Origin of the sequence: Methyloversatilis sp. (assembly GCF_030696805.1) — a bacterium.
Lineage (GTDB): Bacteria > Pseudomonadota > Gammaproteobacteria > Burkholderiales > Rhodocyclaceae > Methyloversatilis.
In genome coordinates this window covers 93892-105476 of the sequence record NZ_JAUYRO010000053.1, presented here as the reverse complement: position 1 = coordinate 105476, position 11585 = coordinate 93892, and the positions used below count along the sequence as shown (strand labels likewise).

The 11585-nt window shown below is 65.7% G+C and carries 9 protein-coding genes; 2 read left to right on the top strand and 7 right to left on the bottom strand.

The annotated features are described in order from the left end of the window. Positions 1-25 precede the first annotated feature (25 nt). The 3 genes from dnaQ to Q8R75_RS09735 form a co-directional block, all read right to left on the bottom strand. Entirely contained in the window at positions 26-745 is a 720-nt protein-coding gene (gene dnaQ, locus Q8R75_RS09745; protein ID WP_305615888.1) for a DNA polymerase III subunit epsilon, read from the bottom strand. Positions 746-809: 64 nt separating this feature from the next. Beyond that, on the bottom strand, positions 810-1247 hold the full coding sequence (gene rnhA, locus Q8R75_RS09740; RefSeq protein WP_305615886.1) for a ribonuclease HI: 438 nt from the start codon (positions 1245-1247) through the stop codon (positions 810-812). Positions 1248-1261: 14 nt separating this feature from the next. After that, complete coding sequence (locus Q8R75_RS09735) at positions 1262-2008, bottom strand: class I SAM-dependent methyltransferase (protein WP_305615884.1); 747 nt, start codon at positions 2006-2008, stop codon at positions 1262-1264. 77 nt (positions 2009-2085) lie between these two features. Between Q8R75_RS09735 and gloB the strand changes: the two genes are divergently transcribed. Then, positions 2086-2847, top strand: a complete 762-nt coding sequence (gene gloB, locus Q8R75_RS09730) for a hydroxyacylglutathione hydrolase (RefSeq protein WP_305615882.1) — start codon at positions 2086-2088, stop codon at positions 2845-2847. Positions 2848-2988: 141 nt separating this feature from the next. On the opposite strand, the gene Q8R75_RS09725 is transcribed toward gloB, so the two are convergent. Next, positions 2989-4926, bottom strand: coding sequence for a hypothetical protein (locus tag Q8R75_RS09725; RefSeq protein WP_305615880.1), 1938 nt, complete (start codon positions 4924-4926; stop codon positions 2989-2991). Between the two features lie 196 nt (positions 4927-5122). Then, positions 5123-6079 (bottom strand): diguanylate cyclase, encoded by a 957-nt coding sequence (locus Q8R75_RS09720; RefSeq protein ID WP_305615878.1) that lies wholly within the window; start codon positions 6077-6079, stop codon positions 5123-5125. Positions 6080-6276: 197 nt separating this feature from the next. Between Q8R75_RS09720 and Q8R75_RS09715 the strand changes: the two genes are divergently transcribed. Next, the gene (locus Q8R75_RS09715; RefSeq protein ID WP_305615876.1) at positions 6277-7779 is read left to right on the top strand and encodes a transglycosylase SLT domain-containing protein; all 1503 of its coding nucleotides are present in this window, start codon (positions 6277-6279) and stop codon (positions 7777-7779) included. Between the two features lie 307 nt (positions 7780-8086). On the opposite strand, the gene Q8R75_RS09710 is transcribed toward Q8R75_RS09715, so the two are convergent. Beyond that, the gene (locus Q8R75_RS09710) at positions 8087-10111 is read right to left on the bottom strand and encodes an ABC transporter ATP-binding protein (RefSeq protein WP_305615874.1); all 2025 of its coding nucleotides are present in this window, start codon (positions 10109-10111) and stop codon (positions 8087-8089) included. Continuing rightward, a complete protein-coding gene (locus Q8R75_RS09705) occupies positions 10108-11556 on the bottom strand; it encodes an ABC transporter permease (RefSeq protein ID WP_305615859.1) in 1449 nt (482 codons plus the stop codon). Before Q8R75_RS09705 ends, Q8R75_RS09710 begins: the two co-directional genes overlap by 4 nt. Positions 11557-11585 lie beyond the last annotated feature (29 nt).

The window sequence follows — 11585 nt, the reverse complement described above, 5'->3', positions numbered from 1 at the left end:
CGGTACGTACCGGCAGACCCGATGTTCATGCCGGCGCGACCGGCTCGATGGCGCGCCATACCGTGGCGCCGCCGCTGGCCTTGTCGATCTCCGCCAGCACGCGTTCATGTTCGGCCCGCTCAGCGTCGCTCGCCCGCACGCGGCGCAATGCACCGGAAACGCGCGTCGGCCCGGCACTGCGCACCGTTGCGGCATCCGGTTCGAGATCGATGATCAGGCTTTCCTGACCACGCGTCATCGCCAGATACACCTCGACCAGCAGTTCGGCGTCGCGCAGCGCGCCGTGGAACTCGCGATGCGTATTGTCGATGCCGAAGCGCTCGCACAGCGCATCGAGATTGGCGCGCTTGCCGGGGAACATGTCGCGCGCCATGCGCACGGTGTCGATCGGCGGGCCGCTGGTGATGGTGCGCAGCAGCGGCAGCCCGATCAGGTTCAGTTCGTTGTCGATGAAACCGACGTCGAATGCGGCGTTGTGAATGACCAGTTCGGCGTCGCGCACGAAATCGACGAACTCCGCTGCCACATCGCGGAATTTCGGCTTGTCGGCGAGAAACTCGGTCGTGATGCCGTGAATGGCGACGGCCCCTTCCGGCACCTCGCGCTCCGGATTGACGAAGCGGTGCAGTTGCCGGCCGGTACGCTTGCGACCCACCATTTCGACGCAGCCGATCTCGATCAGCCGGTCGCCGTTCTGCCATTCCAGCCCGGTCGTTTCGGTGTCGAGGATGATCTGGCGTTTCATTGGAAGGGAAGTCTGGAAACAGGTCGGACTGCAGCGCCGCGCATTCTACAGCCAGCCGTCACGCTTACGCGCCGCGCACAGGAATCGCGTCGCGCGCGAGCCGGTCGACGCGTTCGTTTTCCGGGTGGCCGGCGTGGCCCTTGACCCATTTCCATTCGACTTCATGCACGCGCGCCGCCGCGTCAAGCGCCTGCCAAAGGTCGACGTTCTTGACCGGATCGCCACCCGCCGTTCTCCAGCCCTTGCGCTTCCAGCCATGTATCCACTCGCTGATGCCCTTCTGCACATATTGCGAATCGGTATAGACCACGGCGCGCACCGGCTTCTTCAGTGCGTTGAGCGCCTCGATCACCGCCATCAGTTCCATGCGGTTGTTCGTTGTCGCGCGCTCGCCGCCCGACAGTTCGCGCTCCACGGCCCCGGATTTGAGCAGTGCGCCCCAGCCGCCCGGGCCCGGGTTGCCGCTGCAGGCACCGTCGGTGTAGATAATCACGTCGTCCAAGGTTTGCTCCAGGTTCAGGTGCCGAACTTGCGGTCCGGCACGGTGTTGCGATTGGCGCTGCCGACGCTGGCGACGGCCCGCGCGGCGGCGCGGCGGTCGCTCCATTTCGGCGTAATGAGGCGCATGCCATGCACCCGCTTGACCCCCTGCAGCACGTAGGTGCCACCCAGAAAGGGCCACCAGCGGTCACCGGCGGATTCGATGAAACTCCAGCGCGCCAGCCATTTTTCGCTGCGCACCGGCGGGCGGTAGCAGCCGAAACAGCCGGCCTGCGTGTCCAGGCTGAGCAGCTTGAACCAGTCGCGCAGGCGCGGCACCGACAGCCAGTCGCCATTCCACGGAAAGGGCTCGCGTTCCTGCAGGCGGCGGCGTGCGCCCCACAGGCTGAACGGGTTGAAGCCGGTCACCAGCACCTGACCTTCGGGCACCAGCACGCGCTCGACCTCGCGCAATACGGCGTGCGGGTCAGCGGCGAATTCAAGTACATGCGGCAGCACCACCAGATCGACGCTGGTGGCCGGAAACGGAAGATGCACCGGGTCGCACACCAGCGCCGGCATCGGACCGGGGCGCGCATCGTCGCTGTACAGCTTGAACGGCATCCGGTTGGCGCGCAGGTAGTCGTGCTGCAGCAGGCCGATCTGTACCGCGTTGTAACCGAACACGTCGGCCACCATCTCGTCGACCTGTGCATGCTCCCAGCGCTGGACGTACTGTCCCTGCGGGGTATCCAGCCATTCGTGCAAACCGGGAATCGACATGTTTTACGGGGCGGTGAATCGTCACGCGTGAGGCAGACGCATTGTCATTGCTTCAGCCTCACGCCAGAATCGGGCGGATGAAGATATATCCGATACCCGCGTTTGGCGACAATTATCTTTGGTTGGTCGCAAACGGAACGCGCGCGCTGGCAGTCGACCCGGGTGACGCCACACCGGTGCTCGCCGCACTTGACCGGCACCACCTCACGCTCGACACGATCCTGCTCACCCATCACCACAGCGACCACATCGGCGGCGTTGCCGAACTGGTGCGCCACAGCGGTGCCCGCGTATATGGCCCGGCAGACGAGCGCATCTCCGACGTGACCGAGCGCGTGGCGGAGGGCCGGCGCATCGACCTGCCCTGGCTGGGCGTTGGCCTCAGCGTGCTCGAAGTGCCCGGCCACACGCGCAGCCACATCGCCTGGTATGGCGGCGATGCGCTTTTCTGCGGCGACACCCTGTTCGCCGCCGGATGCGGCCGGCTGTTCGAAGGCACCGCCGAGCAGATGTGGCACTCGCTTTCACGCATCGCCTCGCTGCCGCTGCACACGCGTATCTACTGCGCGCACGAATATACGGAATCCAATCTGCGCTTCGCACTCGCAGTCGAACCGGACAATCAGGCACTGATCGCCCGCAAGCGGCGCGTCGCCAAGCTCAGGGCGGACGGCCAGCCCAGTGTGCCGTTCGCACTGGCCGAAGAACTGGCCACCAACCCCTTCCTGCGGGTACGCGAAGCCGCAATCATCCGCGCCGCCGAAGCACACGCGGGCCGCACGTTGAATACTCCGGTCGAGGTATTCGCGGTTCTGCGGGAGTGGAAGAATGTGTTCTAGCGCGCGCGGAACCGTCAAACCGGGTCCGAAGTTCCGCTAACCGAGCTGTGTCCTGTCCAGACTGAAGAGTGGCCAGGCAGGTCACTGTCCTCGACGCGAAAAACCGCTTGCTCGAATGGATCAGGTCATCTCAGGCAACGATCATCGTCTGCGCCGGGCCAGGTAACCGACCATCAGAAACCCCGCTCCATACAGCCAAACGGCAGGCGGCAGCGGCACCGCAGTGACGGCATTGACATAGAACCTGCGGCCGTCGGTTTCGCCCTGGATGACGGCCAGGTCGCTGAAGACATTGACGGTCACCGGCGCCAGACCGACGAATGGCGGGTCAGCGACCAGCCATTCGAACACGTCGCCCTGATCCGGAATGAAGCCATCGATGAAGCGCAGGTTCACGATGCTGTCCAGCAGATTCGCCTGACCCAGTACGACCAGCTGGTCATGTTCGATGCCCGCCAGGCGACCGCCGATTTCGATGTCGAAAATCGTGCCGTTCGCATCCAGGTTGCCGTCGATGGTGAGGATGCCGGGCGAGTTGCCCGGCCCGATGGCGACGGCACCCGTCGAGATCTGGCCGTTGAAACCGCCGGAGCCATAACCGATTGTCCCGGTGCCGCTGAGCGTGCCGCCGAGGAATTCGATCTGATTCCCGGTCAGCCTGCCATTGACCACCGTGTCACCCTCGATCTGCCTGAAGCTGCCAACGCGCAGTTCTCCATCCGGGTCGATAACCAGTTCCGGCGTGTTGAACAGCGTGGCCACGCCCTGCCGATCCTGAATGAAGGTGTCGGCGTCCACCACGGTCGCTATGCCGTTTAGAGGTTCGACGATTCCAGGGATGCGCACCCGACCAGCGTTCTCGAAGACGCCGACGGCGTTGTAATCGGAGGCATTATCAGGAAAAAGCGGGTCGTCTTCCGGCACCGGAAGAAACGTCAGTTCGCTGCCCCGTTCGTTGCGGACGTTGACCACGCAGGTATCGCCGTATCGATCGTTGGAACAGGCGCCGGACTCGCGGCTGCCCAGCAGCACACCCGAGAAGGACCCTTCGTTGATCAGAAGGCCGCGGCCCGGGGCGACAGGCGACGTCCCTGCACCGACCGCCAGCACCGCACCGCTGTTCGCCGTCACTAAAGAACCCGTGTTGTGAAGGGTCGCGTCGGGCCCGATTTCGAGGCGGCTTTGAAAGCCTGCGACAAGAACATTCGCCCGTTGCTGCCACTCCGCCAGATCAAAGCGTCCGCCCCGCATCAAGGCGATGCGGCTGCGCTCGGTCAGCGACAGACCACCGGTCTCGGTGGTCATGAAGCCGGTGAAGACGTGAGAGCCAGAGAAGGAGATACCGTACTGAGCAGAACCGCCAAACGTATCCGCATAGAAAGAGGCGTTGTCATGAAAACCGCCCGCTGCCAGATGCAGGGAGCCTGACCACACCTCGAACTTTCCGAAGTCATGCACCACGGGTAGCGCGAAGACACTTGTGCCGGTACCGGACGCCTTGATCACGGAGCCGCTACGATTGACAAAGGACGACCGCGCGAGCACGGAACTTCGAACCATGCCCAGATCGTTCTGGATCCAGAAGGTCGAGTAGACGTCATTGACGAAACGCGCACCGCCACCGAGAACCAATTGACCGTTGGCGGTCTGGAAGAGCTCTCCCTTGTTGATCGCATCGAGCGGAAACACGCTCTCCGAGTCACTGGCAGCGATGTGCATGCCGTCAGACGGAAACGAAGCGCCGTAACTTGCGCCCTGGAGCCGGGTTGTTCCGTAAAACTCAAGTCGAGCCGAGTAACCGGAAGCAGCAATCCAGCCATTGCCGAGCACGGCGTTCGTGGCGGTTGACGGTCCCTGAAAGCCGTCCCGAAAAATGATCGTACCGCCCTGCATCGACAGCACACCCAGATCGACGGCTCCGTACCGATCGATCTGCTGACCTGCGGACACGATCGTCTGCGCCGTCGCTGGCGCCCACGCTGCAACGCCGCACACGCACAGGGCCGCAGCCAATCCGAAACGCGGGGCGTTGTGATGGCGCGGCGACGGCACGGCTCGGTTCAGGCCGGTGATGTCCATGGCTCAACTCCGTGAAGACGGCACGCGTTGAAAGGTAGCAGCCCCTGCGATCGGCAACCACCTCTTCAGCGTCAAGTTTCGACACATTTTTCAAAGAGTTCCTTCCGGTGACGTTGCCGGTGCGTTGGCGACAGCTCAGCGTGAGCCTCAATACCGGGATGCGCAGGGTGCTCGTACATGCGTACAAGGCCCCGGATCACTCCACGGCGACTTCCGGCACCTTGAAGCCGACGCGATCGCGTCCGCCAGTCTTCGCGGAATAGAGCGCGAAATCAGCTTCTGCAAGCAGGCTCTGCGGGCCACCGCTGTCCTGCCCGGGTGTCGTGCTGGCGACGCCGACGCTGATGGTCAGCTTGCCGCCCGGCACGGCACGATGTTCGATGCCGAGCGCGCGTATCGAGTCGCATAGCCCCTCGCCGACCCGTTGTGCTCCGCCCAGATCGGTTTCCGGCAGCACCAGCGCGAATTCCTCGCCGCCATAGCGCGCCACCAGATCACTCGGTCGGCGCGACACCGCGAGCAATGCATTGGCAACGCTTTTAAGGCATTCGTCGCCGGCGATGTGACCGTAGGTATCGTTGTACTGCTTGAAATTGTCCACATCGACCAGCGCCAGCGCGATCGGTCGCTTGTAGCGCGCCGCGCGGCGCCATTCACGCATGATGGTTTCGTCGAGCTGGCGGCGGTTGGCCAACCCGGTCAGCCCGTCAAGCGAACTCAGCCGGGTCAGTTCCTGGTTGGCGGCATCGAGCTTGCGTGTCAGCACCACCAGCGAATAACGCATCTGCAGGATGCGCTGCATGGCGCGCACCTTGGCCGCAAGGACGACTTCGCTGACCGGCTTGAACAGGTAATCATCTCCGCCGGCGGTAATTCCCTGCACCAGATCGGTGTCGGCGGTACGAGCGGTCAGGAAGAGGATGGGTGTCCATTCGCCCGACTGCTCGATGGCGCGGATGCGTCGCGCGACCTCGTAGCCGTCGATGCCCGGCAGCACCACGTCGAGCAGCACGATGTCCGGATTGTGTTCACGGAAAGCCGCAATGCCGGCTTCTCCGTCGGTCGCCGCAATGGGCAGAATGCCCATCCGTTCGAGATGCTGACTGATGACGGCGAGCCCCGTCTGGGAATCTTCAATGATCAGCGCTTTCATGGACATACCCTTTTTTTCGCATGATAAGCCACGTCCGCGCCGCGCGTGCGGGTGTCTGACGAAACGAAACTAAGCGCTGCCCATGCGGTCCGTCTCCGGTCTCTTCTTCGGTTCTTCAACGCCGGCAGCGTCCGCAATCAGGTTTGACGCTGCATGCTCCGGGTGGCTAGCATTCGGAGTTTGGCTCTTTCGCAGCAATGCCGCTTTTCATCGATTCCCTCCTGCGCCGCGCCGCAATCCTGCTGTCGGGCCTGCTGCTCGCCGGCTGTGCGGCCACCGGCGTGGTCAGCGAGAATACCGGCGACGCGCCCGTTGCCCGGTCATCCGTCAGCACGCCGGAACGCAGCCGTGTGACGAAAAAACCGGGTGACACCAGCCGCACGCCGGGGATCAAACCCGGCAAGGCGGAACCCATCCCCTTCCCGGAACCGACCGAAATCGTCCGCGCACCGGAAGACGAAATCAAACCGGTCGACCTCACGCTGCCGCCGGATGACCTGTGGGAGCGCATCCGCAAGGGCTTCGGCATGGCCGACCTCGACCACCCGCTGGTCGCCGAGCACCAGGCCTGGTATCTGAACCGCCCCGACTACTTCCGACGCATGTCCGAGCGGGGCCGGCGCTACATGTTCCACATCGTCGAAGAGATCGAAAAGCGCGGCCTGCCGACCGAACTGGCACTGCTGCCTATGGTGGAGAGCGCGTACAACCCGGAGGCACTGTCGGTGGCCAAGGCGTCCGGTCTGTGGCAGTTCATCCCGTCCACCGGCAAGATGTACGGTCTCGAACAGAACGCACAGCGCGACGACCGGCGCGACATCGTCGCGTCGACCCAGGCGGCGCTCGAATACCTGCAGAAAATCTACGAAATGCACGGCGACTGGCATCTGGCGCTGGCCTCTTACAATTGGGGCGAAGGCGCGGTCGGGCGCGCCGTGTTGCGCAACCAGGCGGCCGGGTTGCCGAGCGACTACGCCTCGCTGAACATGCCGGCCGAAACGCGGCACTACGTCCCCAAGCTGCAGGCGCTGAAGAACATCATCGCGCAGCCCGAACTGTTCGGCATCGAACTTGAATCGGTCGCAAACAAGCCCTATTTCGCCCAGGTGGCCGAAGCGCCGTCGATGGACCTCGCCACGGCTGCCCGGCTGGCCGACGTACCGGTGGCCGAAATCAAGGCGCTCAACCCGCAGCACAAGCGGCCGGTCATCCGCACCGGCAAGGGCGGCGCGCAACTGGTGCTGCCGGCGCACGCGGTCGATACCTTCATGGCGAATCTGGACAACCGCAACCCCGACGCCGCACCGACCGCCGGCGCGCCCTGGCGTACCTACACGCTCGGGCCGAAGGAAACGCTGGCCACGGTAATCCGACGCTTCGGCGTCAGCGAATGGCGGCTGCGCCGTTTCAACGGACTGTCACCGACCGTGCGCATCGGCCCGGGCAGCACGCTGCTGGTGCCGGACGAGAACAGCAGCCTGTCGCTGGACGGCGGCAACGCCGAAGAAGCGCCGCGCCTGGGCGTCGACAAGCCGAAATACAAGCGCGTCAAGCGCAACGGTCGCTGGGTGAACGTGCCGGTCACGCCCGCCTCCGGCAGCAAGGCCGTGAAGCCGGGCGTGCAGAAGAAGAAGGTCAGCGCACCGCCCGCCCGGAAGAAGACGGTGATTCCGGCTGGAAAATCAGCGACGGGAAAATAGCGTTCGGGCTTGCAACAAGCGCGATTCACGGCTGCAGCAGCCTCGCGAGGCGGTACATCTCGCGAAGGCCGTGATTGACTGGTGTCTGTGCTTGAACGGCGACCGGTGCGAGCGGCGACTTGTGGGAGCGGCGTCCCCGCCGCGATGAGTGCCATGATGGTCTTTGATCGACGCCCGGATCGCGGCGGGGACGCCACTCCCACCGGGTAGCTCCCACCGGGCCGCTCCTAATAGGGCCGCTTTCGAAGGGCTGCTCCCAAACGGCTCTCACGTGCCGATCTTCACCGCGCAGTCCGCCAAGCCGCGTTCAGTCCGCGAACCAGCACGCCACGGCCTGACGTCCGTCACGACCTTCGAGCACCGGCGCATCGGTGCCACAGCGCGCCTGCGCGCGCGGGCAGCGCGGGTGAAAATGGCAGCCTGACGGCGGATCGGCCGGCGAGGGCAGGTCGCCGGCCAGCTTCTGCGGCAGGGTGGCCGCGTCAAGGTCGGCGCGCGGCACCGCCGACAGCAGCGCCTTCGTGTAGGGATGACGCGGCGCGCCGAGCACCTGGTCAACGCTGCCGATCTCGACGATGCGTCCGAGGTACATCACCGCCACATCGTGCGCGAGGTGTTCGACCACCGCGATGTTGTGCGTGATGAACAGATAGGCCAGCCCCATGTCGCGCTGCAGCCGGCCCAGCAGATTCAGTATCTGCGCCTGCACGGACACGTCGAGCGCCGATGTGGGCTCGTCGCACACGATCAGCGCGGGCTGCACCGCCAGCGAGCGCGCGATGGCGATGCGCTGACGCTGGCCGCCGGAAAACTCGTGCGGGTAGCGATCGGCCATGTCGGCGCGCAGGCCGACCTGTTCCAGCAGGCGCGCCACCGCGACGCCGTCACCGCCCTGCTGCAGCGCGCCCATGCCCTCACCGATGATTTCGCCGACCCGCATGCGTGGGTTCAAGGAGCCGTAAGGGTCCTGGAACACCATCTGCATGCGCGCGCGCAAGCTGCGCAGCGCGCTTCTCGACAGGCTGCCGACGTCCTGGCCATCGAGGCTCACCGAACCATCGGTCGGTTCGATCAGCCGCAGGATGGCCTTGCCCACCGTGGTCTTGCCGCAGCCGGATTCACCGACCAGCGCCAGCGTTCGACCCGGGCGGATGTCGAGCGACACGCCATCGACCGCGCGCACCTGACCGACCACGCGCTGCAGCACACCGCGGCGGATCGGGAAATGCACTTTCAGGTCGCGCACCGACAGCAAAGGTGCCTGCGCCCTTGGCAAGCGGTCATCCGCCGCAACCTGCGATGCCACAGCCGCCAGCGGCACAGCGCGTGCCGCCTCCGCCGGGTCGTACAGATGGCAGCGCACACGCTGCGCCTCGCCCGCCTCATGCCAGGCCGGCGCTTCGTCATGGCAGCGCGACCAGGCCTGCGGGCAGCGGTCGGCGAAGCGGCAGCCGGTGAAGGCGGTGGTCAGCGGCGGCACCGAACCGGGGATGGTCGCCAGTTCGCCGCGGCCGTGGCGCGCGGCATCCGGCAGCGCATCGAACAGCAGCTTCGAATACGGATGCGCCGGCCGCGTGAAGAAGGCGGCACGCGGCGCCTGTTCGATGAGCTGGCCGGCGTACATGACGCCGATGTGGTGCGCCATGCGCGCCACCACGCCGAGGTCGTGCGTGATCAGCAGCACCGCCATGCCGCGCTCGCGCTGCAGCCGTGCCAGCAGGTCGAGCACCTGCGCCTGTATGGTCACGTCGAGCGCGGTGGTCGGCTCGTCGGCAATCAACAGGCGCGGCTCGCCGGCCAGCGCCATGGCGATCATCACGCGCTGCTTCATGCCGCCGGAAAACTGGAACGGGTATTCGTCGAGCCGGCGCGCCGCGTCGGGAATGCCGACCGCGTTCAGCAGCTCGAGCGCCCGGGCGCGCGCCGGTGCGCCACGCAGGCCGCGATGGGTGGCCAGCACCTCGCCGATCTGCTGCAGCACGGTGAGCACCGGGTTCAGGCTGGTCGCCGGTTCCTGGAAGATCATCGCCATGTCGCTGCCGCGGCTTTCGCGCATCTGCGCTTCGGTCAGCGTGGTCAGTTCGCGCCCGGCCAGCTTCACGGAACCGCCGGCGATGTAGCCGACGTCGGGCAGCAGGCGCATCAGCGCACCGGCAGTCATCGATTTGCCACAGCCGGATTCGCCCAGCAGCGCCATGGTTTCGCCGGCGCGCACTTCGAAGTCGAGGCCGTCGACCGCGCGCGCAACGCCGGCCGGCGTATCGAGCTCGGCGATCAGGCCGCGCACCTCGAGCAGCGGCTCGACCGCGTGTCTCACGTCCGGTCCGCTCATGCGGCCACCTTCTTCACGACGCGCCGTGCGCGCCACTGGAAACGCGGGTCGAACGCATCGCGCACCGCATCGGCAAACAGGTTGGCGGCCAGCACAAGTGCCAGCATCAGAACGAAGGCTGCGGCGAGCGACCACCACACGACCGGCTCGCGCGACAGTTCGAGGCGCGCCGCATTGATCATCGTGCCGAAGCTGTTCATCGAACTGTCGACGCCGATGCCGATGTAGGACAGCACGGCTTCGGACAGCACCAGGCCGGAGAAATCCATCACCAGCGCGATCAGCACGATGTGCATCAGATTGGGAAGGATGTGGCGCGCCATGATGCGCGCGTCGCCGACACCGAAGGCACGCGCTGCCTGCACGTAGTCAAGTTCGCGCAGCTTCAGGGTTTCGGCGCGCAGCAGTCGGCACAGGCCGGTCCATGACGTCAGGCCAAGGATGAAACAGAGCGCCAGCAGCCGGGCATCGGCGCGTTCGGCGGCGGTTTCGAACCATTCGGGGTGGGTGTCGATGACGACCTGCATCATCAGCACCATGGCGGCAATCAGCAGCACGCCGGGGATGGAGTTGAGCACGGTGTAGAGGTACTGGATCGCGTCGTCCCACCAGCCGCCGCGGAAACCCGCGATCAGGCCCAGCGCGACCGCCAGCGGCAGCGTCACCAGCGTGGTCAGCGTGCCGATCAGCAGCGCGGTGCGCACCGATTTGAGCGACAGATAGAGCACGTCCTGCCCGACCTTGTCGGTGCCGAACACGTGATAGCCAGCCGCCCAGGCCGCAGTGATGCCGCCGATCACGCTCAGCACGGCCAGCGTCGCGAACACCGCGCGCCAGGCGATGGGCCGGGTTGCCGCGGTGCCCGGTTGCCACACGGTGCGACAGGTGGCGCCATAGGGGGCGCCGCGCGCAAGTGCCATCAGGCCGACGGCCACGCCGACGACCGCCGCCCAGAGCAGCAGTCCGTAGAAGGCGCCGCTTGCGGCGCGACGCGCGAGATCACTGTCGCGCCCGGCCACGTCTTCGAGATGCGCACCGCCCCACTTCAGCCGTGGGTAGTCGCGCGTCTGCACGCCATCGCGCTCCATCGTTTCCTTCGCGAAGGCATGCGTGGCAAGCGGCGCTGAGTAGGTCTTTTCCTTGTTGAGGCGCAGATCGGCGACCAGCGCGTCGAGCGCCGACAGCACCTCGGGCGCGTACTGCGCCTCGGTACTGCCCTCCTGCGCCGGCAGCCGCGGCTGGTAGTGCAGCGAATCGAGCAGGCCGACGCTGACGAAGGCGGCCAGTATCGTGGCGGACGACATCGCCACGCCCGACTCGCCCACGCGCCGCCAGGCGCGGCGCAGGTAATCTTGCCGTCGGCAGTAAAAGGCGAGCGCCACGCAGCCGGCGACCATCGCCCACAGCAGGATGTCGGACCACAAGAGGAGCGGCTTGAAATCCATGTCAGCCGTACCTCGCAGCGGGCAGCGAA